General features: G+C 62.8%; 15 protein-coding genes and 2 pseudogenes. 13 read left to right on the top strand and 4 right to left on the bottom strand.

Going from position 1 to position 25,141, the window contains the following annotated elements; genetic code table 11:
- Positions 1-8 precede the first annotated feature (8 nt).
- From BPHY_RS21510 to BPHY_RS21525, 4 genes are all read left to right on the top strand, one after another.
- Positions 9-263 (top strand): DUF6723 family protein, encoded by a 255-nt coding sequence (locus tag BPHY_RS21510; protein ID WP_041765236.1) that lies wholly within the window; start codon positions 9-11, stop codon positions 261-263.
- Positions 264-354: 91 nt separating this feature from the next.
- Positions 355-594, top strand: a complete 240-nt coding sequence (locus tag BPHY_RS21515) for a DUF2442 domain-containing protein (RefSeq protein ID WP_012403568.1) — start codon at positions 355-357, stop codon at positions 592-594.
- A gap of 698 nt (positions 595-1,292) precedes the next feature.
- Positions 1,293-1,760: a DUF2844 domain-containing protein gene (locus BPHY_RS21520; protein WP_012403569.1), complete on the top strand. Its 468-nt coding sequence runs from the start codon at positions 1,293-1,295 to the stop codon at positions 1,758-1,760.
- A gap of 16 nt (positions 1,761-1,776) precedes the next feature.
- Positions 1,777-3,048 carry a DUF3443 domain-containing protein gene (locus BPHY_RS21525; protein ID WP_012403570.1) on the top strand — a complete coding sequence of 424 codons (1,272 nt, stop codon included), beginning with the start codon at positions 1,777-1,779 and terminating at the stop codon, positions 3,046-3,048.
- A 67-nt stretch (positions 3,049-3,115) separates the two neighbouring features.
- On the opposite strand, the gene BPHY_RS21530 is transcribed toward BPHY_RS21525, so the two are convergent.
- Positions 3,116-4,516 carry a GntP family permease gene (locus BPHY_RS21530; RefSeq protein ID WP_012403571.1) on the bottom strand — a complete coding sequence of 467 codons (1,401 nt, stop codon included), beginning with the start codon at positions 4,514-4,516 and terminating at the stop codon, positions 3,116-3,118.
- Between the two features lie 361 nt (positions 4,517-4,877).
- On the opposite strand from BPHY_RS21530, the gene BPHY_RS21535 reads away from it, so the two are divergent.
- The 4 genes from BPHY_RS21535 to BPHY_RS21550 all read left to right on the top strand — a co-directional run bounded on the left by BPHY_RS21535 (position 4,878) and on the right by BPHY_RS21550 (position 7,983).
- Entirely contained in the window at positions 4,878-6,338 is a 1,461-nt protein-coding gene (locus tag BPHY_RS21535) for a sigma-54 interaction domain-containing protein (RefSeq protein WP_012403572.1), read from the top strand.
- Between the two features lie 92 nt (positions 6,339-6,430).
- A complete protein-coding gene (locus BPHY_RS21540) occupies positions 6,431-6,967 on the top strand; it encodes a BON domain-containing protein (protein WP_012403573.1) in 537 nt (178 codons plus the stop codon).
- A gap of 73 nt (positions 6,968-7,040) precedes the next feature.
- Positions 7,041-7,319, top strand: a complete 279-nt coding sequence (locus tag BPHY_RS21545; RefSeq protein WP_012403574.1) for a hypothetical protein — start codon at positions 7,041-7,043, stop codon at positions 7,317-7,319.
- 460 nt (positions 7,320-7,779) lie between these two features.
- A complete protein-coding gene (locus BPHY_RS21550; RefSeq protein ID WP_012403576.1) occupies positions 7,780-7,983 on the top strand; it encodes a hypothetical protein in 204 nt (67 codons plus the stop codon).
- A gap of 123 nt (positions 7,984-8,106) precedes the next feature.
- On the opposite strand, the gene BPHY_RS44240 is transcribed toward BPHY_RS21550, so the two are convergent.
- The gene (locus tag BPHY_RS44240; RefSeq protein WP_157686663.1) at positions 8,107-8,325 is read right to left on the bottom strand and encodes a hypothetical protein; all 219 of its coding nucleotides are present in this window, start codon (positions 8,323-8,325) and stop codon (positions 8,107-8,109) included.
- Between the two features lie 75 nt (positions 8,326-8,400).
- On the opposite strand from BPHY_RS44240, the gene BPHY_RS21555 reads away from it, so the two are divergent.
- The 3 genes and pseudogenes from BPHY_RS21555 to BPHY_RS21565 all read left to right on the top strand — a co-directional run bounded on the left by BPHY_RS21555 (position 8,401) and on the right by BPHY_RS21565 (position 11,255).
- Positions 8,401-8,694: an H-NS histone family protein gene (locus BPHY_RS21555; protein ID WP_012403577.1), complete on the top strand. Its 294-nt coding sequence runs from the start codon at positions 8,401-8,403 to the stop codon at positions 8,692-8,694.
- Positions 8,695-9,241: 547 nt separating this feature from the next.
- Positions 9,242-9,475: pseudogene (locus BPHY_RS39690) on the top strand (aldo/keto reductase); the annotation flags it as partial.
- A gap of 178 nt (positions 9,476-9,653) precedes the next feature.
- A complete protein-coding gene (locus BPHY_RS21565; protein WP_012403578.1) occupies positions 9,654-11,255 on the top strand; it encodes a peptide chain release factor 3 in 1,602 nt (533 codons plus the stop codon).
- 36 nt (positions 11,256-11,291) lie between these two features.
- On the opposite strand, the pseudogene BPHY_RS43245 reads toward BPHY_RS21565, so the two are convergent.
- Positions 11,292-11,548 (bottom strand): annotated as a pseudogene (locus tag BPHY_RS43245) (LysR family transcriptional regulator); the annotation flags it as partial.
- A 384-nt stretch (positions 11,549-11,932) separates the two neighbouring features.
- Between BPHY_RS43245 and BPHY_RS21575 the strand changes: the two are divergent.
- Positions 11,933-14,356: a bifunctional acetate--CoA ligase family protein/GNAT family N-acetyltransferase gene (locus BPHY_RS21575; RefSeq protein ID WP_012403579.1), complete on the top strand. Its 2,424-nt coding sequence runs from the start codon at positions 11,933-11,935 to the stop codon at positions 14,354-14,356.
- A 30-nt stretch (positions 14,357-14,386) separates the two neighbouring features.
- On the opposite strand, the gene BPHY_RS21580 is transcribed toward BPHY_RS21575, so the two are convergent.
- On the bottom strand, positions 14,387-14,929 hold the full coding sequence (locus tag BPHY_RS21580) for a hypothetical protein (protein ID WP_012403580.1): 543 nt from the start codon (positions 14,927-14,929) through the stop codon (positions 14,387-14,389).
- A 966-nt stretch (positions 14,930-15,895) separates the two neighbouring features.
- On the opposite strand from BPHY_RS21580, the gene BPHY_RS21585 reads away from it, so the two are divergent.
- Complete coding sequence (locus tag BPHY_RS21585) at positions 15,896-25,135, top strand: polymorphic toxin type 22 domain-containing protein (protein WP_012403581.1); 9,240 nt, start codon at positions 15,896-15,898, stop codon at positions 25,133-25,135.
- Positions 25,136-25,141 lie beyond the last annotated feature (6 nt).

Below are 25,141 nucleotides of genomic sequence, written 5' to 3' on the forward strand. Positions count from 1 at the left end.
AGTCCAACATGAGCGGTTTCATTCCTGGTGTGCCCGGCAAGAGCGAGGGCGATTTCGAAGTCAGCGCGGGCTCGAAGCTCGCCGGCTACCGGCGCTTTTTCGGCGTGCTGCGCGTCGTGCGCAAGACGGACGGACGCCTGCTGTTTCCGTTCGACGGTGCGCCCGACCTCGGTCCCTATCCGACGAAAGAAGAAGCGCTCGCTGCGGCGCAGGTGTACGGCGAGCATATCGTCGAACACGATCTGGCGAGGCCCGAGCTGTAACGCGCGCCTTTCTGTTCGTGCCCCGTGCAAAGCGCTTGAAGCACGCAGCTGGCACGGCTATCGTTTGATTGGACCCCCGCGGGAGACGATCATGCGTGCCGATGCCGTCGATGTGCATTTCGATAATGCACATCTGTTTCTCGATCTGTCCGACGGCCGCGCCGTCGAATTTCCACTCACCTGGTTTCCAACGCTCGCCGCTGCGACCGATTCGGAGCGCGAGCACTTCGCGATTTCGCTCGACAAGCAGCAGCTGTTCTGGCCTGAACTTGACGAGGACATGGACATCACGGCATTGCTGATGTCGCTGCCCGAGTCGATGCGTCATTAGCGTCTCGATGTTTCGCTGATGTGTCGATGTGGCGCGCCCTATGCAGCGGCGCGTTGTTTTCGTTCGCCCGGCGATCACACAAACACGGACCATCTTGCTGCATGCGTTAAAATGCGGGCTTGGTGCCAATCGGAGTTTATGTGCGATCTGTCGTTATTTATCTCACGCCTTCCCTGGACACCATGACGGACTCTGTATCGGCCTCTTCGGGCGCGCATGACGTTGGCGACGACCCGGCTCACAATGCGATGGTCGAACACGATCGGGGAAACATCGTTGTCGATTCGACGAAGCAAGATGGTCCGTCCGTTCAGGCTCTCTAAAAAGAACAAATGAAGCGGCGCGCATGCTTTAGGGCATGCGCGCCGTTGTTGTTTGTGGCCATCGTGTCCGTGCAATGGTGAAAGTTATCACGCCGGTCGCCCAATGGGACGGCATCATCGCCATGTGGAAGATTCGTTCAGTCTTTCCCTTCGTTTTCATTTAACCGTCGGAATGAAAACGGCTATCTGCCGCTCCTCAAAATATTCTTCAGTTTAAAGCCCTCGTACCGTTAACGGGAGTTGATCCCTGTCATGCCTGCGCATGTGCACCTTGCATACGGTTAAAGATGCAGGGGAAGGAAAACATTAAGTTATTTGCATCCATGCAAGCGGGCGGGCTTGGATTCGATCGAAAAGAATAATCCGAGGACTTTAATGAAAATACGACTTCAAGGTCTGTTGGCAGCCGTTGCATTGGCCAATTGTCTTTCTGCCCACGCCGCGCTGGGCGCCGGCCCGACCTACGCCGCCAGCGGCAGTGCAAGCTCGACTCAGGCGGTCAGACGCATGAGCGCATCTGCCGTGCCGTACACCGTCAACGAGGCCACGCTGGCCGACGGTACGCTGGTTCGCGAATACGTCGGGCAGTCGGGGATTGTCTTTGCCGCGACCTGGCATGGTCCGCACACGCCCGATCTCAGCTCGCTGATGGGCAGCCACTTCGCCGGCTACCTCGATGCCGTCAACCAGCAGCACGCACAGCGGGGCAGCGCATTCGGTCCCGCGACCGTGCAGCGTTCCGATGTCGTGGTCGAGACGGGCGGGCATATGGGCGCCTATGTCGGACGTGCGTGGGTGCCGGCGGATCTCCCCGCCGGCATGAGCAGCGATGACATCCAGTAACGCGAGGGGACAGCAAATGCGCACATTGAAGTGGTTTCTTGCCGTCAGCGGCATGTGTGTCGCCCTGGCGGGTTGCGGCGGCGGCGGATCGTCCGGTGCGTCTAGCTCGACGGCTACCACCAGCACGGCCGTCAGCACCGCGTTCGCCGATCCGACGGCGACGCCCGTGTCGTCGAACTCGTCGAATACGGTGCCCATCGTCGTGTCGTCGGTCAGCAACGTGCTGAACTTCCCGATGGTGAGCATCAGGATCTGCGCGCCGAACACGAACGCAGGCTTGAATTGTTCGACCATCGACAACGTGCTCCTCGATACGGGATCGTTCGGTTTGCGCCTGTTCGCGTCCGCCATTCCGACGGGCACGTACAACCAGCTGACGCAGGAGACGGTATCCGCTCAACCGCTCGCCGAATGCGCGTCGTTCGGCTCGGGCAACACGTGGGGTCTCGTTCGTCGGGCGGATTTGAGCATGTCGAACGAAGTCGCGAAGAACCTGCCGATCCAGGTCATCTCCGATCCCGCGCTTAGTGCGAGCATTCCGACGGGCGTCAGTGGATGCATGACGGGCTCGAATATGGCGACGGTCGCAGATCTCGGCGCCAACGGCATCCTCGGCATCGGCACCCAGCCCTACGACTGCGGCGCGGATTGCGCGAATGGTGCGGTGACAGGCGCCTACTACGTGTGCGCGGGCTCGACCTGCACGCCAACTCAGGTGCCGTTGACGAGCCAGGTGCCGAATCCCGTGACGCAGTTCACGACCGACAACAACGGCGTGATCGTCGAGATGTATCAGGTCGCCGACACAGGGGCTGCGAAGGCGAACGGGACGCTGGTGTTCGGCATCGATACGCAGTCGAACAATGCGCTGCGGGGAACGAGCGCGACCGTGTTGTCGACCACGGCCGCAGGAAACATGGATGCCTCGTTCGAAGGACGCTCGTATAGCAAGACGGCCTTCTTCGATTCCGGTTCGAGCGGCCTGTACTTCCAGAGCGCTTCGTTGGCCAAGGGAGTCAAGGGGTTCTATACGCCTGCCGCGCCGACGGGCCTGTCGGCCATCTTCACGGCGACGAACGGCGCGACGGCAACTGTCCAGTTCAATGTCAGCAACGGCGTGACGCTGGTCAACTCCGGCAACTTCGCGTTCAACAACCTGGGCGTCGCGCTGTACAACGGCATCGATATAGGCATGCCGTTCTTCTACGGCCGTCACATGTACTACGGCATTTCGGGTGCGTCGTCGTCGGTAGGCCTCGGTCCGTACGTTGCGTACGTGTCCAGCTAAACGGACGCGATCCGCTCACGCAAAAACAAAGGGGCGCATTGCGCCCCTTTTTTCATCGAACGACGGCTTAAACCAGACCCGTCGCGTAGTAAAGCCCGATCACGAAGAACACGGCCAGCGTCTTGATGACGGTCACCGCGAAGATGTCGCGATACGACTCGCGGTGTGTCAGCCCGGTCACGGCCAGCAGCGTGATCACGGCGCCGTTGTGCGGCAGCGTATCCATGCCGCCGCTCGCCATCGCGACCACGCGATGCAGTACGTCCATCGGGATATGCGCCGCTTCCGCGCCCTTGATGAACAGATCCGACATCGCTGCCAGCGCGATGCTCATACCGCCCGAAGCAGACCCCGTGATACCCGCGAGCGAACTCACCGATACGGCGGCATTCACGAGCGGATTCGGAATGCTCTTGAGCGTATCGCTCACCACGATAAAGCCGGGCAGCGCAGCTATCACGCCGCCGAAGCCGTATTCCGAGGCAGTGTTCAGCGAAGCGAGCAGCGCGCCGCCGACAGCCGCCTTCGTGCCCGACGCAAAACGCTCCCTCACGCGGCCGAATGCAGTCAGCACCACGAGCAGAATGCCCAGCAGCAACGCCCCTTCCACCGACCAGATTGCGACCACGGTCTTGATCGTCGCCGTCACAGGCGTGTGGTTGCCCGGCAGTACGTCGGCGGCAACGGTGTAGGTCGCGCCATACCACTCCGGGATCATGCGCGTCAGCACGAAGTTCGCGACGCCGACCAGAACCAGCGGCGCAATCGCGAGCAGCGGATGCGGCAGCGAGTCGGTTTCAATCTGTTCCGGCTCGTTCACGAGCGACGTGCCGTAGCCTTCGCCCTTCGCCATCGCCGAACGGCGACGCCATTCGAGGAACGACAGGCCCACGATGATGATGAACAGCGAACCGGCGATACCGAGACCGGGTGCAGCCCATGCCGTCGTTTTGAAGAACGTCGTCGGAATGATGTTCTGGATCTGCGGCGTGCCCGGCAGCGAATCCATCGTGAACGAGAACGCGCCCAGCGCGATTGCGCCCGGCATCAGGCGCTTCGGAATATTGCTCTGGCGGTACAGCTCCGCCGCGAACGGATACACCGCGAACACCACCACGAACAACGAGACGCCGCCATACGTCAGCAGCGCGCACACGGCGACGATCACTGCGTTCGCGCGCGCGCGGCCGATATAGCGGATGGCCGAATGCACGATCGACGCGGCGAAGCCCGACAGTTCGATCACCTTGCCGAATACGGCGCCGAGCAGGAACACGGGGAAATACAGCTTCACGAAGACGACCATCTTCTCCATGAAGATGCCCGAAAACACGGGCGCGACAGCGGCGGGATCGACGAGCAGCACCGCGCCGAGCGCGGCGATCGGCGCGACGAGAATCACGCTGTAGCCGCGATAGGCGGCAAACATCAGGAACGCCAGAGCGGCGAGGACGATGACAAAAGCCAATTGAGTCTCCAGTACTTGGTTGTTCTACGTTGACGCGCGCGAGCGGGCCACGGCGACAGGCGCCCATAACGCAGGTTCCGTGCCAAGACCGTCGCGCGGGTTTCTCCCGCCTGATCAACAGGGAAGCGACGCGTCGATTCGAACGATAGTACAGAATCGTCTCAAAAGAGAGACGCAATTCCGTTCCATCGAGGCCGATGCGCCGAAGCATACCCGAATTGACGGGGTTGTTGCAGGTCTCGTGCGTGAGATAATCTGTCCACAGAATGAGACAGTCAGCATACAAATCGATACAAGCTTTGCATCGGACGAGAGTAAGCGCTGAAGCGCCAACTCGGGCCCGACAGGAGACAGAGTCAAGATGATGAACGACTGGTCGGGCTTGCCCGCGACCTACAGCGACGTCCTGCGCCGCGCGATGGACTCGCTTTTCCGCACTTTCGAAAACTTCAGCGAAGGCACATTCATCGTCGATGCGGATGCGCGCGTCGTGTGGATCAACAAGCGCTACGCCGCTCGCTTCGGCTTCTCCGATCCGCAACAGGCGATCGGCCGCGACTGCGAAGCGGTGATCCCGAATAGCCTGATGCGCGAAGTCGTGATGACGGGCAAGCCGATCCTCCTCGACGTTCTCGAAACGGATCGGGAGCCGCTCGTCGTCACGCGGCTGCCGTTGAAGGACGATGCAGGCAAGACAGTCGGCGCTGTCGGCTTCGCGCTGTTCGACGAGATGAAGGCGCTCACGCCGCTTTTTTCTCACTACTCGCGCGTGCAGCAGGAATTGATCGCGACGCGCCAGTCGCTGGCTCAGGCGCGTCGCGCGAAGTACACGTTCGCGAGCTTCGTCGGCACGAGCGCCGCGAGTCTCGAAGTGAAGCGCCAGGCGCGGCGTGCATCGCAAGTCGATTCGCCCGTGCTGCTGCTCGGCGAAACGGGCACCGGGAAAGAACTGCTCGCGCATGCGATTCACGGTGCATCGTCGCGCTCGACCAAGCCACTCGTCACCGTCAACGTTGCCGCGATCCCCGACGCGTTGCTCGAAGTCGAATTCTTCGGCGCGGCGGCGGGCGCCTATACGGGCGCGGACCGCAAGGGCCGCGTCGGCAAGTTCGAACTCGCCGACGGCGGCACGCTCTTTCTGGACGAGATCGGCGATATGCCGCTGCCGCTGCAAGGCAAGCTGCTGCGCGTGTTGCAGGACCGCGAGTTCGAGCCGCTCGGGTCGAACCGCATCGTGCGCGCCGACGTGCGGATCATTGCGGCGACTTCGGCGGATTTGCCCGCGCTTGTCGCCGAGGGGCGCTTTCGCCCGGACCTGTTCTATCGTCTCAACGTGCTGACCATTCATGCGCCGCCGCTGCGCGAGCGCCAAACGGATATCGAGGCGCTCGCTTATACGATTCTCGAAGATCTGTCGACGCAGGTGCGCGGCGGTCACTTCGAACTGCAGGACGACGCGTTACGCCTGCTGTGTTCGTACGGCTGGCCCGGCAACGTGCGCGAGCTGCACAACACGCTGGAGCGCGCGGTGATGCTGTCGGACAGCGAACGCATCGATGCGCGCGCGCTTGCGCCGTTCATCGGACCGGTGCGCGGGCAGGCCGCGTTCGTAGCGCCCGCGCCTGTGCAGCATGCGGCGGCCGGAGCTTCGATGGAACGGGAGCCGCAGCAGTGGGCGGACGCGATGGCCGCGTTCGAGAAGCGCTTTCTGGACGATGCGCTGCGCGCGTGCGAGGGACGCGTCACGGAAACGGCCGCGCGCATCGGCATGGGTCGCGCGACGCTCTACAAGAAGATCGCCGCGTATGGCATCGACGTGTGACCGTCGAGCAATATGAGCAGCGCTCGCGGCGAGCGGCGCTGCGCAGTAGGATCGTGGTGCTGCAACGAGGCGGACTTGAAGGAGACGCGGCCATGACAAGCTGGATCATCGGGATCGTGCTGTTCATCGCGAATGCGGCGTACGTCCCGCTGCATGCACAGGAAGCATCGTCGGCGGGTGGGCCGGATGAACGGCGCAACTGGTACAGCGATCCGTTTTTCACGCTCTCGCATGCGCTCGCCGATTGCCCTGTGCCGCTCGGTCCGATGATGACCCGCGCGCAGATGGAAGACGACGCGCACTATCGGGCGGAGCGCGGCACGACCTGCTGGCTCGCCCACAAATGTACGAAACCGAATTCGTATATGTACGACGCGGATATTGCCAAGGCGATTCGTACGCGCTTCACGGACTCGCATGCGTTCGACGGCACGAGTGTGTGGATCACGGTGCAGCGGCGCTTCGTCTACGCGGAAGGCTGCGCGGGCGCACCGTTCGACAGGCACGTATTGCAGCAGCAGCTCGAAGCGATTCCCGACGTCGAGCAGGTGTTCGTGCGAATCGGTGCGAGCACGCATGGACCAATGCCCTACAAGACGCTTGCCGAACCCGACAGACAGCCGCAATGACGCGATAAACGCAATGCAGGCGGGCATGGCACAATCGCGTTCGTCAAAAAAGAAGTGGCCAACGGGGATTCTCATGATACGCAGTCAAACATCTGCGGCTCGCACGATGCATTGGGTTCGCGGCGCGTCGCTCGCCGCCGTTCTCACGCTGACGGGCGCGCTCGCCGCGTGCAGCAGCGCGCCGCCGCTGTTTTCGCCGGACGGACGGCCCACCACGCTGGTGCAATGCCCGGCGGGCTCGGACAATTGCGAGCAACAGGCGCAGGCGATGTGCGGCGGGGCGTTCGACACCATGCGCACGACGACCGGGAACGGTGTACGCAGTCTCCTGTACGCGTGCCGCGGAAAGTAAGACGCACGGCATCCCACGTATTCGCTTTTGCCGCCGCGCCTGCGGTCGGCTCCGAAGCGCCCCGTTTCGACTTTTCCACGCTATATGCCGGATTCGATGCGGAGGCATCGGTCCGAACGTCTTCGCTTCGCTTCGTTTCGTTTCGTTTCGTTTCGTTTCGGCATCGTGCAGATCAGCCGGTACGTTCACCGATTTCTCAGGTCATTGAACAACCGCCGTCGCATGTAGCGTCACCGACGCAAGCGCGTTGCGCTGACGCATCGCGCGAGGCGCTTGCGTGCGGCTCCCAACGGAACGTGTCGAAATCCTCGTATAGATTGTCTGGACAGCGGATGCAGCAGTGCTGCAACGAAGACATACCGGTGCAGGCATACAACGACATTGAGAGAGCGGCCGTCGGTTTTCCGCGGCACATAGCGTGCTAACCGATGACGCCTTGCGAGGGACGACGGTGAAGGCAATGAACCATGAGCAGATCGAGAAGGACATCGAGCATCTGGAACACGTCATCTCACGCATCTCTGCGGCCGACGGGATTCCGCTGTCGTACTGGCGCAGCCGCATCGAGTCGGTAGCGCTTGCTGCGGCGGTGCCGTCGCAAATCAGGCGCGTCCAGAAGCTGAGCGACGCACTGCATGCACTCGAAGTTCGTTACAAGCGCTGACCGCCGCCAAGTGGCGCGCGCCCATCACCGTGGTCGATCTGCTCATGCATCGAGCGGGCTTCGCATATCAGTTCACGTCGGCGGGACCGCTCGCCAGTGCGTATGCGTCGGTGTTCAACGGCTTCAAATCTCCCGATCCACCCGTTCGGATGGCCGGGCGCCTTCGGCACCAACTGGTTGGCCGATCCTGGCGAACACCTGATCGGACAGATGCTGATACAGCGACGTTACGTCGAACCGCTCGACACGGTTGTCGATTTCGAGCGTCGTCTTTACGACGCAATCGACGATTGACAGCCGCTTGATTGACGAATCGCAGTGCTCGTGGACGTCTGACAGCACGGCACTGCTATCCGGCACCTTTTAGGTCTGGTACGGTCTCAGTTGCCGTACCGCCCCTCCAGGAGACCTCGCCAGATGGCCACATACAGACAGCTGACCGCCCAGCTCGAGAAGCTTCAAAAAGAGATGGAACAGGCACGTGAACAGGAAGTGACCCAGGCGATCGCTGACATCAGGCAGAAGATCGCTGACTACGGCATCACTGCCGAAGAACTCGGATTCTCGAGCAAGGCGGCACGCGCGCCGCGCAAACCCGCGCTGCCGCCGAAATACCGCAACCCGAAGACGGGCGAAACCTGGAGCGGACGTGGCCGCGCGCCAGGCTGGCTCGCGGGTAAGAATCGCGAGAAGTTTCTGATCGGCGAGTGAAGCTCGACGCCTGCGCCCGTCGATCGGCGATGGGCGCGTTTGCGTTTTTCCTGTTTCTTCTTGTCCCACGGAGGCGTTCGGCTCCAGCGGGGAGCCGAATAGTGAGGCAACGGGTATCTGCGAAGCGCACGTTAGCGGCAATCCCGAAAACCCTCACCTTTTGCAGGATGAACTGGCGCCGATCTTTAGCAGGGTCGCGCCGGACTTGCGGCCGCTTGCTTGCCGATCATCCAGTGCACGCCGCTCAAAGCGTCTTTCCCGTTTGTGATCGCTTGCTTGAGAGCCTTATAGGGCAAGGCTTTGCTGCTTGCGATGCACGGCGCCGCTGCGCTTTCGCGATCACGGGTGTCCGCATGGCGCGCACATCTCTTCCGAACGCCACGCACTCGTACAACGGTATCGCGTACCGTCATTTCACTGTTCCCGAATATGCTCACCTTAACGTTGGCACGGCGTCGGTCGCGACTTGGCGGAAGCCCGGAGTTGAGTGCGCTTCACGCCCCGGATCACGAAACATCGCTTCATCGTCCCGCTTTTCGGCCAGCACAAGGCGCGCTACATCGGCGTGTCGACGATGTACACGTGGCAGCTCGCGAAGATCGTGCAGGCATGCGAGCGCAACGGCTGGCACGAGCCGATCAACATGCAGCTGCAACTGAACCTCGCGTATCGCGAGGAAGAGGGCGAGTTGATTCTCTACTGCCAGGATAAGGGCGTCGGCGTGTCGGTGCCCAGCCCGCTCCGAGCTCTGTTTCTGGCCGAAGCCCGAAGCGCCCTGAATGGGTGCTTCGGGCTCTTTCATGCGGGCGATCCCCTCCCTCCAGCTATACTTATGGGTTGCTCCGGCACGTGTATCATCGCGGCTTCGCCGGTTCTTACGGGCCGCTCCGGCATGTCGCCGCGCCCGGTTGCCGTACCGCCGCCTGTCGCAAGGGCGTGCGCCATGACCCCAATTGCCAATGTCAGTCTCCGAACTCAAACGCCGCCGCACGTTCGCGGTCATTTCCCACCCTGACGCGGGTAAAACCACGCTCACCGAAAAGCTGCTGCTGTTTTCGGGCGCGATTCAGATTGCGGGCACCGTGAAGGGCCGCAAGAGCAACCGATATGCGACGTCCGACTGGATGGAAATCGAAAAGCAGCGCGGCATCTCCGTTGCAAGTTCGGTGATGCAGTTCGAGTACGGCGACTGCGTGATCAATCTGCTCGACACGCCGGGCCACGAGGATTTTTCGGAAGACACGTACCGCGTGTTGACGGCCGTCGATGCCGCCGTGATGGTGATCGACGGCGCGAACGGCGTCGAAGCGCAGACGCTCAAGCTGCTCGAAGTGTGCCGCAGTCGCAAGACGCCGATCGTCACGTTCATCAACAAGCTCGACCGCGAAGTGCGCGAGCCGCTCGATCTGCTCGACGAAATCGAGCAGCATCTGGGCGTGTCGGCCGTGCCGTTCACCTGGCCGATCGGCATGGGCAAGGAATTTCAAGGCGTCTACGACATCCAGAACGACCAGGTGCGCGTGTTCCGCGCCGGTCAGGACACGCTTGGCGGCGCGGTCGAAACGATCCAGGCGCTCGGCGACGAAGAAGGCGAGCGGCGGTTCGGCCACGCGTGGGTGCGCGCGAAGGAAGAAATCGATCTGATCACGGGCGCGACGCCCACCTTCGATCGCGACGAATTCCTCGCAGGCCAGCAGTCGCCCGTGCTGTTCGGCTCGGCGATCAACAACTTCGGCGTGAAGGAAATTCTGGACGCGCTCGTCGACCTGGCGCCGCCGCCGTCCGCCCGCCTCACGGTGCAGCGTCCGGTGCAGCCGGACGAGCCGAAGTTCACGGGTGTCGTCTTCAAGGTGCAGGCGAACATGGACCTGGCGCACCGCGACCGCGTTGCGTTCATCCGCGTCTGCTCCGGGCGCTTCGAGCGCGGCATGGCGCTGAAGGTTACGCGTAACAACAAGACGTTCCGTGCGAACAACGTGGTGACGTTCCTGTCGCAGCGTCGCGAGACCGTGAGCGAAGCGTACGCGGGCGATATCATCGGCATCCCGAATCACGGAACGCTGAGTCTGGGCGACACACTGACGGAAGGCGAACAGTTGCAATTCGTCGGCCTGCCGTTCTTCGCGCCGGAAATCTTCCAGACGGTCGAAGTGGTCGATCCGATGCGCTCAAAGCAGCTCGGCGAGGCGCTGAAGCAGTTGGGCGAAGAGGGTGCAATCCAGGTGTTCAAGCCGGTGGTCGGCGGACTGACCATTCTCGGCGCTGTGGGTCAACTGCAGTTCGAAGTGGTGTCGCATCGGTTGTCGACCGAGTACAAGGTCGATGTGCGGATGGCGCCTGCGCGGTACCGGATGTCACGGTGGGTGACGTGCGACGACGCCGCTGAACTGCGGCGCTTCTGCGATTCTTACTCGCCGCGGATTGCTTACGACGCGGCTGATGCGCCAACTTATCTTGCCTCTCACATTTCCGAAATCGAAGTCGCGCAGAAGGCCTGGCCCAAGATCGTGTTTAACGAACTGCGCGAGCATTCGGGGGCGCCGTTCAGGAAGGCCATGTAGGTTGCCGCGTTTCCCGTCTGGTTCGCTAATGTTGCCCGTGTGCGTGGCGGGCAGCACGTGCAGCGGGTCGAGGCCAAAGCGGATATTGCAGTGGCAGCCGTCGGTGGGTTCCGTGCGCACGGACAGCGCTGCGTCCGACAATTCGTCGGCCAGCGAGCCGACCCGTGGTGAAAACCTGCCGGCTGACGGCGCCCTGTTTGACGCACCAGCGCGACGGCGGCGCGGTTACGACTCATGTGCCGTGCCGTCTCGTCGAGGAAGCGCAACGCGATCAGCGAGGGCAAACGCCGCATAAATCTTCCTTCAGTCTCTTCATTCTCTGACTCGCCCCCGGCCGTGCCGGTCGGCGGCCACGCTCCCGCCTATCGACTCTCGGCACGGCACCGCGTTTCACGTCGCGCCGCGGCGCGAAGCGTCGCCGAGCAGTGGGGCGATTCGACATGCTGCATCGCGCGCGGCGGGAGCGGCCGCGCGTTTGTCGCATCGTCGCCGGCGCTTGCACCGGGACGCCATGCGCTAACATCGGCTGAAACGGGCGAGCGGCGCGGCGTGGCTTGAACCAACGCGCGCTTCACGCTGACATCGCGACGTCCCTGCTCATCACCTATTCTGATGACTGATGAAATCGCGCGCCTCGCTGTGCCCGAAGCGCGCACTCACCTCACTGCGGAGCGCCCGTGACCGTACGCAACCTCGACGCATTGTTTCGTCCGAAATCCGTGGCCGTGATCGGCGCCTCGAACCGTCCCGGCAGCACGGGCGCGATGGTGTGGAAGCGGTTGATCGAAGGCGGTTTCGATGGACCCGTGTGGGCCGTCAATCCCAGGTACGACATGCTCGACGGCCATGCATGCGTCGGCAACGCCGGGGATCTGCCCGACGCGCCCACCGTTGCCATCATCTGCACGCCATCGCCAACCTGGCCCGGCATCGTCCATACGCTCGGCGGGCGCGGCACGCGCGCGGCGATCATCGTGGGCGAGGTGCGCGGCGAAGAGGGTCGCGCCCATGTGAGCGACACGCTCGCCGCGGCGCGCCCGCATCTGCTGCGCGTCGTCGGGCCGGGCAGCCTCGGCATCGTCACACCCGCGCTCAAGGCGCACCTTGGCGCGCCTTCCGTGACGGTGCGGGCAGGGGGCGTTGCGTGGGTGTCGCAGTCGAATGCATTGACGAACGCGGTGCTCGGCTGGGCTCACGCGCGCGGCCTCGGCTTTTCGCATGCGGTCGCGCTCGGCGACGAAGCCGACGTCGATGCCGGCGACGTGCTCGACTATCTCGCCAGCGACGCCGGCACGCGCGCGATCCTGCTCGAAGTGGATTCTGTGAAGGCGGCGCGCAAGTTCATGTCGGCGGCGCGGGCAGCGGCGCGTAACAAGCCGGTGCTGGCGCTGCGCTCGGGCCGCAGCGATCCCGACGACGCGCTCTACACAGCCGCCTTCCGCCGCGCGGGCGTGGTGCGCGTCGATGCGCTCGACGATCTGCTCGACGAAATCGAAACGCTCGGCGTTGGCCGCGTTGCGGCGGGCGCGACTGCGACGCTGATCACGAGCGACCGCGGCGTCGCGACGCTCGCCACCGACGCCTTCAAGGCCGCCGGCGATACGCTTGCGCCCTGTCCGCCGGGCGCCGTTGACGCCCTCGCACAGGCGTTGCCGCGCGCCAGGCCGGGCAATCCGCTTTTGCTGGGCAGCGACGCGCAGGCAGAACATTTCGGCGTGGCGCTCAAGGTTCTGGCCGACCATCGTTCGACGGGCACGGCCTTCGTCGTGCACGCATCGACGCACAGCGCGCCCGTCGAAGAAGTGGCGCAGGCTCTGATCGCGAATCAGCGATACGCGTATCGCGGGCTGCTCGCGTGTTTTTTTGGCGGCGTAAAGCGCGAGACGCGAGATGCGTTGCACGAGCACGGCATTCCCGTGCACACCACGCCGCAGCGGCTCGCTCGCGCGTTCGAACGGCTGGTCGAATATCGGGCCGTGCGTGAACTGCTGATGCAGACGCCCGAGGGCCAGCCTGCGCGCGTGCCCGAATCCATCGATGCCGCGCAGGCGCAGGCGTGCGCGGCGCTCTCGTCGGGCGTGACGGAACTCGACGGCGACGAGGCGGCGCGGCTGCTCGCGCACTTCGGGCTTCGCACCGTTTCCGACGATGCGCGCGAGCACGCCGTCGTCGACATTGCCGTCGAACTGCGCGACGACGACAACTTCGGCCCCGTGTTCCGCTTCACCGCGCCGCCCGAGCACGACGAAGGGCGGCCGATGTGCGTGTTCGGCCTGCCGCCGCTGAATCCCGTGCTGTCGCGCGACATCCTGTCTAACTCAACCTACTTCCGCGAGGTCGAGCCAGAGCCCGTGCTGAATGCATTCACGGCGATTTCGCAGGCGGTTTCGGAGATACGCGAGATCGTGTCGCTGAAGCTGGCGTTGCGCGTAACGAAAAATGGCGCGGCGATCGTCGCGCCGCGTCTGCGGCTGTCTGCGAACCGGACGCGCTTCGCGATCATGCCGTATCCGCGGCGCTTCGAAGAGACGCTTGACTGGCGCGGCCAGCGCATCACAGTGCGGCCGATTCGTCCCGAAGACGAAGCGGCACATCGCGAGTTCGTCGAATCGATGACGCCCGACGATCTGCGCCTGCGTTTTTTCGGCGCGGTCGGCAGCTTCGATCATTCGCAACTCGCGCGCATGACGCAGATCGACTACGACCGCGAGATGGCGTTGATTGCGACGACGCAGAACGACGACGGCACGACGCACACGCTCGGCGTGGTGCGCGCGGTCGCGGATCCCGACAACGAAACGGCGGAATTCGCGATGGCCGTGCGTTCGGATCAGAAGGGCAGAGGGTTGGGGCGGTTGTTGATGGAGCGGATCATCGCGTACGCGCGGGCGCGGGGCACGCATTGGATCGTCGGCGAGGCGTTGCGCGAGAACTCGGCGATGATCGGACTTGCGACGGCCGTCGGTTTCACGACGGCGCGCACCGACGATCCGGGCGTCGTCGGCTTCAGGATGGCGCTCGAACAACCCGACGATGACAAACAAAAAGGCGGCGCACGTGGGTTCGGCGCGTCGCCTGCATGTTCTGCCAACACGCACTAGAGGGGGCGCGCGTGTTACGGATGGGTGCGCTTAAGCCGCGAGCTTTGCCGAGGCTGCATCCACCTGTTCGCGCGAGACGGCGAGTTCGTCGAGCCACTCGGCTGCATACGTTGCGCCCGTTTCGCGTTCGAGACGTGCGATGGTTGTCGCGCAACGCATCGCGTCCTTGGGTGTCGCGATGAACGACTTTACGGATTGGCCTGCCGCGAATGCTTCGAAGAGCGGCACGCGCACTTCATCGGGCAGCGCGCGGGTCCATTGATAGGGCTTACCGTTGAAGGTCACTGTGGGCGGCAGCACGCGTTCTTTCTTTGCGGCCGGAATGAGGCCGAAGTTGCGTGCTGCATCGCCGATCTGATCGGCGGAAAAGAGTTCGTCGGGGGTGATGTCGAACTGTGCGATGAAGGTCTCGATCTGCTTCATCGCGGTGGCGCGGTCGTCGCGTTTCTGCTGCGCGCGCGAGACGATTTCGCGGAGTTCGTCGGCTTCTTCACTCGTGATGGTGAAGCTTGCCTGCTTTTGCTGAAGCTCGGAAAAACGCTGGAATTCGAGGTCAGAAAGTAGTTTGGCCATGTGGGTTGCTGTTTGCGCGTGAGCGCAATGAGGGGTTGCGGTTTGGGCGGGGCGGTATTTTAGCGTATTGGTTTTGCTCTGCGACGTAGCCGCTGTATTTGCCTTCTTGGCGCGGGCTACGCCTTTTGCGGTTTGGTTCTGGTTTTGGTTTTGGCTTCTCGCTGGCATCCGCGTTGTGCCTCCGGTTTGCTGGCGTTGCCCCGCACAGGGGCATTCTGCGGGATAACCCGTCGTCCTTCAAACCCTTGCCCAGCAAGGTTCTCCGTACCATCCCCGTATTCTGAGCAAGATTCACCTATTTTGCAGGACACCCACGGGACGCATTTTGCGGCTGTTCTGCGGAACCTGGACTTTTCATTTGGATCATTGCTCATGATGCTTCTACCAGTGAAAGTGACGACAGTCCGCGCCGCGAGCGCACGACTACCGCAGAGTTCGTCGCGGGTTCCCTGACCTGGCAGCTTGGACGCCTTGAGTGTGGCGAATCACTGCTGACAGACGATGCAAGCGAGTCGAGGCGCCGCGCGTGCGCAAGAGCGATTGCAAGAGTCGTCGAGCGCGAACCGCGACGCGCAGATGACCTGAGCCTGTGGTTTGCTGTCCATCACACGGGCGAAGGGCCGTCTTTCAGGTTATTGAAGCTCAGGCGGCTGGAGTAACGTAGATTCGGAACCGTCCGATAGCGACCGATCCATGTGCTGCCTACGATGAGCTTGATTCACGCGCATCTACCCGATGCGCAAAGTTCCGGTTGCTTCCCGGCCAATTTGTGAGCAACCCTTAACAGCCCGCCACGAGCGGGCTTTTTTTCGTCTAGCGGTAAACGGATTTCGTACGCGACGCAATCAGACAGGTTCGATTTATCGCGAAGTGTTGCGCCGGCGCGAGCGTTGACGAATGTTGACGGAAATAGCGCGCGCCTTCGTCTAGGTTTACCGATTCATTAATAAGCAAGACGAATAAAAAATGAACAGGACGACTTACCGGCTTGTGTTCAGCCGGCTTCGCGGGATGCTCGTGGCCGTCGAGGAAACCGCCACTGCTTCGGGCAAGTCTGCCGGCGAGACCCGCGCAACGGGCCGCGCGTCAAGGAAGGCAACACGTTCGCCGCTTCGCAATCTGGTTGCGCTCATGCTGGCTGTCGCGCCCCTGCTGGCGTTCTCGCAGATCGTTCCAGGCGGCGCGCACGCGCCTGGTCTTAACACGACGCAGAACGGTATCCCGCAAGTGAATATCAACAAGCCCTCGGGTGCGGGCGTGTCGATGAACACCTATAGCCAGTTCGATGTTCAAAAGAATGGCGCGATCCTGAACAACTCGGCGACGATCACGAACACGCAACTTGCGGGGTACATCAACGGTAATCCCAACTTCGGGCCGAACGATGCCGCGAAAATCATCGTTAATCAGGTCAACTCCAGCAGTGCAAGCCAGATCAACGGCTATGTCGAAGTCGCCGGGCCGCCTGCTGAAGTCGTGATCGCGAACGGCTCAGGCATCAGCGTGAACGGCGGCGGTTTCATCAATACGTCTCGCTCGATTTTGACCACAGGTACGCCCAACTTTGCGGCGGACGGGTCGCTCGCGGGTTTCAGTGTGACGGGCGGCAACATCACCGTGCAGGGCGCGGGCTTCAATGCGTCGAATATTGATCAGGTAGACCTGCTGGCGCGTGCGGTCCAGGTCAATGCCGCGATCTATGCCGGGAAGAACCTGAACGTCATCACGGGCGCGAACAGCATCGACCATAACACGCTTGCTGCCACACCGATAACGGGAAACGGCCCCGCGCCTGCCGTGTCCATCGACGTGAGCAACCTGGGCGGTATGTACTCGGGGAAGATTCTGCTTGCCTCGAATGAGTACGGTGTCGGGGTTTCGAACCGGGGCGTGATTGCTGCACAGTCCGGCGACCTGACACTGACATCACAGGGCAAGCTGGTTCTCGCTGGACAGACCAACGCGAGCAGCAACATCAGCGCAAGCGCACGCGATGGCATTGACAACAGCGGCACGACTTACGCGCAGCAGAACGTCAGCGCGAACACGTCGGGCGCGCTCACCAACAGCGGCGTGCTCGCCGCGCAGCAGAACACAACCGTCAATGCGGGCAGCGTCGCCTCGACGGGCACGCTCGGCGCTGGCGTGAACGGCGACGGCACGATGGCCAATGCGGGCGACCTGTCGGTGTCGGCGACGGGTGTGGTCACGGCGGCGGGCCGCAATGCGGCGGGCGGCAATGCGTCAGTGAATGGCTCGGCGGTCAACCTTGCCGGGAGCACGACATCGGCCAAAGGCACGATGACGCTGGCGGCCAACGGCGGCGACCTGAATCTGTCAGGCGCGACGACGACGGCGGGCACGACGCTCAACGCCCGCGCAACGGGCACCCTCACAAACGATAGCGGCGCGCTGTCTTCGGGCGGTGCGCAGGCGATCACAGCGGGCGCCCTGTCGAATAACAGCGGCCAGATGGTGTCCGGGGCCACGCAGACGGCAACGGTCACGGGCGCGGTCTCGAACCAGAGCGGCACGATGCAGGCCAACGGTGCGCTGTCCTTGCAGGCGGGTTCCGCCGACAACACGGGCGGTCACATCGCATCGCTCAATGCCGACGGCCTGAATCTCACCGTGAGCGGCCTGCTGAAGAACGGCGCGGGCGGCAGCATCGGCGGGAACGGCAACGTGACCATCCGGGCGGGACAGGTCGCAAACGCCGGTTCGATCACTGCCGTCCAGAACCTGATCGCGTCGGCCGTGCAGACGTTGTTCAGCAGCGGCACGCTCGCGGCGAACGGCAATGCAACACTTTCGGCTGGCACGTCGCTGACGAACTCGGGCAGCATCACAGCCGCGAGCGCGGCATCGATCACGGCATCGACGTTCGACAACAGCAGCGGCACGACGCAGACCGCTCAGTTCACGCTGCGCGCGACGAACCTCGTCAACCGCAACGGCAGCATCGCACAGACAGGCACGGCCGCGACGACCGTCGATGTAACCGGCACGCTCGATAATACCGGCGGCACGCTCCAGACCAATGCCGACAGCCTCACGCTCGGCCCGGCCACACTCACCAACGACCACGGGGCGATTGCCAGCGCTGGGACGGGAACGCTGTCGGTTGCAACGGGCGCGCTGTCGAACAACGGCGGAACAATTGCGACGAACGGCGCGCTCGACGTGCGTGCGGGCGCGGTATCGAATCGCGGCGGCACGCTCGCGGCGCAGACAGGCGCGACGCTGCTGGTTGCTTCGCTCGATAACAGCGCGGGCTACATCGGTGCGCAGACGGTGTCGGTCACGGACGCGGGCGCACTCAACAACGCGGGCGGCACGATCCAGGCGGACGATACACTCGCGATGTCCGCGCAGTCGGTCGCCAACGACGGCGGTTCAATCGCAAACGGTGGCACGGGCGCGACGAGCGTCACGGCGACGGGCACGGTCACGAACACGCAGAACGGCCTGATTGGCGGCAATGGTGGCGTATCGGTTGCGGGTGGCAGCGTCGACAACTCGGGCGGCACAATCACGGCGGGCGGCGCGGTATCCGTCACGTCCGGCAGCACGTTCGGCAACCGTGCGGGCATGATCCAGGGCACGGGTAACACGACGGTGTCAGCACAGGGCGCAATGGACAACACGGGCGGGCAGATCGAGGCGGACGGCACCGGGTCAACGCTGACGGTCACGGGCGCAACGCTTGACAACACCAACGGTCGCATCGCAAACACAGGTTCCGGCACGACCACGATCAGCGCCAGCGCGATCACGAACAGCAATACAGGCGGCGTCGCGGGCGCGGGCACGATTGGCGGCAACGGCGATGTCACGCTCAACGCGCAGACGCTGTCCAGCACGAACGGCGCGCAACTCGTTGCGGGTCACGACCTGACGCTGACCATAGCGCAGCTTGCCGACAACACGAGCGCGACGCTCTCGGGCGCGAACAACGTCACGCTCAACGGCCCGAACGCAGTCGTCATCAACGCGGGTGGCTCGATCCACGGCAACGGCGTGGTCACGCTCAACACCTCGACGCTGGACAACACGAATGGACGTATCGGCAACGATACGGGCAGCGGCGGCAGTATCGGCATTACCACAGGCGCATTTGCGAACCAGAACGGCGCAATTGGCAGCGACCAGAACCTGAGCGTCACGACAGGCTCGCTCACGGGCGACGGCCGGATCGTGGCTGGCAACGACGGCACGGTCACGGTGAACGGCGACTACACGCTGACGGGCGCGAACCAGATCCAGGCAAACAACAACCTCACCTTCACGACAGCGGGCAACTTCACGAACCAGGGCACGCTTGGCGCAGTGAATGCACTGACGCTCAACGCTGCGAACGTCGATAACCAGGCGGGCGCGGATATCAACTCTGCGAACACGACGGTCAACGCGGCCAACGCGATCACGAACGAAGGCCGCATCGAAGGCGATAGCGTCACGACGCGCAGCGCGTCACTCTCGAACGTCGCGACCATCGTCGGCAACACGGTCACACTGAACGCCGGTTCGATTGCGAACACGGGTGCTGCGGCAGCCATTGCCGCAGCGTCGGCCGTTAATCTGTTCGGCTCCGACATCTCGAACATGGGCGGCGCGAACATATTCAGCCTGGGTGACGTCAATATCGCGGCCGACGCCACACGCGACGGCAACGGGCTGCTCGCGAATCGCGCGAACTCGGTGACGAACGACCAGTCGACCATCGACGCACAGGGCAACATCGAAATCGCGACGCAGACGCTGACCAACACGCGCCCCGCGCCCACGGTCGAGACGGTCACGACCGATGTCGAGACGATTCATCAGACCAAGCGCGACAAATACATGGCCTGCACGCCGACCAATGGCGACAAAGGCTATTGCACGCAGGACATGTGGGACAAGGGCTACGAGAATCCGCTAAACGCCACGTTCAGCAATGCCGATGTCGTATCCACCGCCAGCGGCCCGAATGCGGTAGACCGCGTGCTTGTCGTGAATCTCAACGGTCAGCAGCAGACCATCTACTACAACTCGCTCACGACCAACGGCGATGGAACGGTCACGGTCGCCTATTGGGACGACTACGACCCGCACGTCAACTACGATCCAGGCACGGAATATCCTGGCGACAACCAGGCGCACCACCACTACCAGCGCATCGAGTCGGCGCGTGACACGACGACCACGACACAGCAGGACCAGGTTACCGGGCCACAGGCGCAAGAGGCTCAGATCATGGCGGGCGGCAACATGGTCCTTGCCAATGTCGGCACGCTGAACAACAGCTTTAGCGCCATTGGAGCGGGCGGCGCGATCCCGATCGGCAGCAGCCAGACGGACGGCGGCGTGGCGAGCGGCAACTATGGCGGGACGACCGTCAACAATACCGGACAGACGCTGTACCAGTATCAGAAGCAGGACATTGTATCGACCTATGCGTGGAACGAGGACATTTCGCGCGACGTCGGTCAGGTGGTCCAGCCCACTGTGATCCTGACGCCGGTTGCCATCGGTGGCCTGGGCGGCACGATCATCGCGAACAACGCGGTGCAGATCAACGCAACCGACATCAACAACACGAATGTCACGGCGGCGAACTCGGCCACGGGCGCAACGGGCGGCACGCTCGGCGCGAACGGAACGGTGGGCGGCATCACGGGCGGCGGCGCACAGACCGTGAATCTCGCGACAGGACAGACGCAGACCATCAACGCGCCGCAATCGGTCACAGGGCCAATGGGAGCGCTGAATATCGCGTCGCCCAAAAGCGGCCTCTACACGTTCAACACGGCACCTGGCGCGGCATATCTGATCGCAACCGATCCGCGCCTGACCAGCTACACGAGCTTCATTTCGAGCGACTACATGCTCAGGCAGCTTGGCTACGACCCGTCGACGGTCGAGAAGCGCATGGGTGACGGGCTGTACGAGACGACGCTGATCCGCAACCAGATTACCCAACTGACGGGTCGCGTGTACCTGCAAGGCTATACGAACAACGAGGACGAGTATCGCGCGCTGATGGACAACGGCGTGAATGTCGCGAAGGAATTCAGCCTGGAACCCGGCATGGCGCTGACGGCCGCGCAGATGGACGCGCTCACTAGCGATATCGTGTGGATGGTGAACCAGACCGTGACGTTGCCGGACGGCAGCACGCAGAACGTGCTCGCGCCCGTCGTCTATCTCGCGCACACGCACGCGAACGACCTGCAACCAACGGGCGCACTCATTTCTGCCGATGATGTCGAGATTCACGCGACGGGCAGCGCGACCAACTCGGGCGTCATCAAAGGCGGCACGCAGACGGTCATCAGCGCGACGAACATTGTCAATCGCGGCGGCTCGATTGGCAGCAGCACCGACAACGGCACGACAGTGCTGTCGGCGACGAACGATGTCGTCAACGCATCGGGCCGCATCACGGGCAACCGGGTTGCCGTGCTTGCGGGTCACGATATCGTCAATACGACGCTCGTCGATACGGTTGGCGTGAGTTCCACGGTAGGCAACAGCAAGGTCACGCAAACGCTGGTCGGGGCGCAAGGTACGATTGCCTCGACGGGCGACATGGTGATCGTGGCGGGTAACGACCTGAACGTGCATGGTGCGAGCATCGCGGCGGGCGGCAATGCGCAGATTGCAGCGGGCCACGATATCAACGTCGACACGGTTGAATCGCACACGTCGCAGTCGGTCATGAAGAACGCCGACAACTTCATGCACGCCGATACGACGCTGAACCAGACGAGCGGCATCAGTGCAGGCGGCAGTCTCGCGATGCAAAGCGGCAACGACATGACGTTCAGGGGCGCGTCTGTCAGCGCCGGCGGCGATATGGCCGTTGTGGCAGGCGGCAACCTGACGGCGACAACGGTGACGAACACGGCCAGCCGTGACGATGTCACGCGCGGCGACAAGACCCGTAGCGGCGAAGATCGCAGCTACGACGAGCAGGCGGTGGGAACGTCGTTCAGCGCGGGCGGCAACGGCACACTCGCTGCGCTCAGTGCGGATACGTCGCAAGGTAACGTGACGCTCACAGGTTCGTCCCTCTCGGCGGGTATGGGCGCGGCGAACATTGCGGCCACCGGCAAAGTCGATATCAACGAGGCACGCGAGGAACACGACAGCTATTCGGCCGTCGAGTTCAAACGCGGCAGCTTCGTACATGGCTCGACGACGGAACAGATGCAGGACACGCAGGCCAATATCGGGGTCGGCAGTACGGTGTCGGGCGATACGGTGAACGTCAGCGCGGGTAAGGATCTGACCGTCAAAGGCTCGACTGTCGCGGGAACGAACGACGTGTCCCTGAATGCGGCCGGAAACGTGAACATCACCACGTCGCAGGATATGCAGAACGCGTCCAGCTACTACCAGAAGCACGAGTCGGGCCTCGGCACGGGCGGCGGTATTGGCATATCGGTCGGCAGCAAGACGCAGACGGATACGATCCATGACGCGACAGTGACGAACAACGGCAGCACGGTCGGCTCGCTCAACGGCAGCCTGAACATCGTCGCGGGCAACGATCTGCACGTCACGGGCAGCGACCTGGTTGCTGCGAAAAACGTAACGGGCACGGGCGCGAATGTGACGATTGATTCAGCGCTCGACACGATGCATCACGATGAGACGCACGAGGTCAAGCAAAGCGGCTTCACGCTCGCGATCAAGGCTCCTGTGATCGACGCCGTTTCGAATACGGTTGACCAGGCGCGCGCGGCAAGTCGCAGTCAAAACGACCGTGCGGCAGCGCTGCACGGTATGGCGGCGGCAAGCGGCGCACTTGATTCCATCGGGGCGGCGAGCGCGGCGCTCGGCGAACTTGCCAACGGTCAGACACCGTCCGCCAAGATCGAACTCAGTTACGGCAGCAGCCATAGCAAGAGCACGTACACGGCGGAAAGCACGACGAACCGGGGTTCGAGTGTGACGGCTGGCGGCACGGCCGCATTCGTCGCGACAGGCAATGGACAGGCCGGAAGCGGCAACGTCACGATTGCCGGTTCGAACGTCGACGCGAACGATGTGATTCTTGCTGCGAAAAACCAGGTCAATCTCGTCAACACGACCGATACGGATTCGACGCGCAGCACGAACCAGTCGAGCAGCGCGAGCGTGGGCGTGTCATACGGCACGCAGGGATTCGGCGTGGACGCGTCAGCTTCGAAGGCGCACGGCAACGCGAACAGCGACGCGACGATGCAGAACAATACGCATGTCACGGCGGCGAATACCGCGACCATCATTTCGGGCGGCGATACCAACATCGTCGGCGCGAATGTGAACGGCCGTCAGGTGAATGCCGATGTCAGCGGTAACCTGAACATCGCGAGCGTGCAGGACACGATGACGAGCAGCGCGCATCAGGAGAGCACTGGTGGCGGATTTGCGATCAGCCAGGGCGGCGGCAGTGCGAGTTTCAGCCACACCAACGCAAATGCCAACGGCAGCTATGCGGGCGTGAACGAACAGGCAGGCATCCAGGCGGGCGACGGCGGATTCAACGTCAACGTCAAGGGCAACACGGACCTGAAAGGCGCGACCATCGCGAGCGATGCGGACGCGTCGAAGAACAACCTGTCGACGGGCACGCTGACGTACTCCGATATACAGAACCAGTCGAGTTACAACGCGCATTCCAGCGGGTTCAGTGCGGGGGCAACGACGGGCGACGGCGGTTCGAACTACGCGACGCACGGCCCCGCTTCCGGCAAGAACGCAGGCGGCGGTGCGCCAATGTTGAGACAGAGCGACAGCGGGAGCGATAGTGCGACTACGCGCAGCGGGATCAGCACGGGCACGATCAACGTCACGAACGGCACGCACCAGACGCAGGACGTGGCAAGCCTGAACCGCGATACGTTAAACACGAACGGTACGGTCGTAAAAATGCCGGACGTGAACAACATACTGAACAACCAGGCTGACTTGATGGCGGCGGCGAGCGCGGCGGGCGAAGCCGTTTCGCGGCGAGTGGGTGACTTTGCGCAGTCGAAGTATGAAGAGGCAAAAGCCAACGGCGACCAGGCAGGCATGGACGCGTGGAAGGAAGGCGGCACGGCGCGGGCGGAAATGCAGGCGGCGGGCGCGGCACTCGTGACGGGGCTGGCAGGCGGCAACGCGCTCGGCGGCGCGGCCGGTGCGGGCATCGCGTCGATTGCGGCGGGCAAGTTGAACGAACTGAGCGGCGCGATTGCCGGTTCGAACCCGACCGGCAATGCGGGCATGAACCAGGCACTCGGCAACATCGTGGCGAACGCGATTGCTATTGGCGCAAGCGCAGCGGTCGGCGGCAATGCGGGCGCGTTCTCCGGTTATAACGCCGACCGCTACAACCGGCAGTTGCATGCACCGGAAAAGACAAAAGCGCAACAGATCGCTTCACAGGCAACAGCGCAAGGGTTGAAGAATCCTGACGGTTCACCTATCACGGATGCACAGATTGAAAACGCGATGCGAGCGGCGAACAACAGTCGGTATGGCGAGATTGTCGCAACGGGCGTTGTGGTGCCGTTGAACGCCAACACGCCCGCAAGTGCTGTCTCTGACACAACCGGGATGAAGCTTACGAAGGACGGCGCCGGAAATAACTATCTTGTTCAGGATCCTTCGATGCTGTCGACGCCTTCGAAGGCAGTGCAAGACCTGATTGTTCAGAACACAGGCGGCGCCAACTCGCCGTATAGCTGGAACCCGGCATCCGCGCAAACTGTAAGTACGCCGACGATTGACCCATACGGTCCCTTCTCTCCAAGCTGGAACACGGGAGATTACTCGGCGGGACTTGGGGCTGGCGGGCGTGGATTGGCACCGGACTACATGACCGTAAACGCCGGGGTACTTTCGGCCAATGTATCGGGCGTCGTGAACTTGTACGATGGCTCGCTGTACGCAGGAGGTGGAGTAGCCATGACCAATCCTTCGGCGGTGTCGTATAACCCTGGCGTCAGCACGACGTTTGGCTATATCTTCGGCGCAAAGACCGCGCAGGATGTAACGAACCTTGTCGCGGGTGACGGGAACCAAGCTTTTGTGTCGATACCAACGAATATGGGTGTGAACGTTATAGGAGCAATTACACACGCCTATGGCGGCGCTACGGCAATTGAGATAGGTGTGGGCCAGCCTGGCACGCTCTCGTACGGCATTGTTCCCTGGAGCCATACGACTCAGGTGACGGGACAAAGTAAATAAGGAGGT

Source organism: Paraburkholderia phymatum STM815 (genome assembly GCF_000020045.1).
Taxonomy (GTDB): Bacteria; Pseudomonadota; Gammaproteobacteria; order Burkholderiales; family Burkholderiaceae; genus Paraburkholderia; species Paraburkholderia phymatum.

What these genes read in the sequence shown, in the direction of transcription:
- BPHY_RS21515 (WP_012403568.1), top strand. Translation starts at nt 355, where the DNA reads ATGCGTGCCGATGCCGTCGATGTGCATTTCGATAATGCACATCTGTTT.
- BPHY_RS21525 (WP_012403570.1), top strand. Translation starts at nt 1,777, where the DNA reads ATGCGCACATTGAAGTGGTTTCTTGCCGTCAGCGGCATGTGTGTCGCC.
- BPHY_RS21545 (WP_012403574.1), top strand. Translation starts at nt 7,041, where the DNA reads ATGATACGCAGTCAAACATCTGCGGCTCGCACGATGCATTGGGTTCGC.
- BPHY_RS21585 (WP_012403581.1), top strand. Translation starts at nt 15,896, where the DNA reads ATGAACAGGACGACTTACCGGCTTGTGTTCAGCCGGCTTCGCGGGATG.
- BPHY_RS21535 (WP_012403572.1), top strand. Translation starts at nt 4,878, where the DNA reads ATGATGAACGACTGGTCGGGCTTGCCCGCGACCTACAGCGACGTCCTG.
- BPHY_RS21565 (WP_012403578.1), top strand. Translation starts at nt 9,654, where the DNA reads ATGTCAGTCTCCGAACTCAAACGCCGCCGCACGTTCGCGGTCATTTCC.
- BPHY_RS21540 (WP_012403573.1), top strand. Translation starts at nt 6,431, where the DNA reads ATGACAAGCTGGATCATCGGGATCGTGCTGTTCATCGCGAATGCGGCG.
- BPHY_RS21555 (WP_012403577.1), top strand. Translation starts at nt 8,401, where the DNA reads ATGGCCACATACAGACAGCTGACCGCCCAGCTCGAGAAGCTTCAAAAA.
- BPHY_RS21510 (WP_041765236.1), top strand. Translation starts at nt 9, where the DNA reads ATGAGCGGTTTCATTCCTGGTGTGCCCGGCAAGAGCGAGGGCGATTTC.
- BPHY_RS21550 (WP_012403576.1), top strand. Translation starts at nt 7,780, where the DNA reads ATGAACCATGAGCAGATCGAGAAGGACATCGAGCATCTGGAACACGTC.
- BPHY_RS21580 (WP_012403580.1), bottom strand. Translation starts at nt 14,929, where the DNA reads ATGGCCAAACTACTTTCTGACCTCGAATTCCAGCGTTTTTCCGAGCTT.
- BPHY_RS21520 (WP_012403569.1), top strand. Translation starts at nt 1,293, where the DNA reads ATGAAAATACGACTTCAAGGTCTGTTGGCAGCCGTTGCATTGGCCAAT.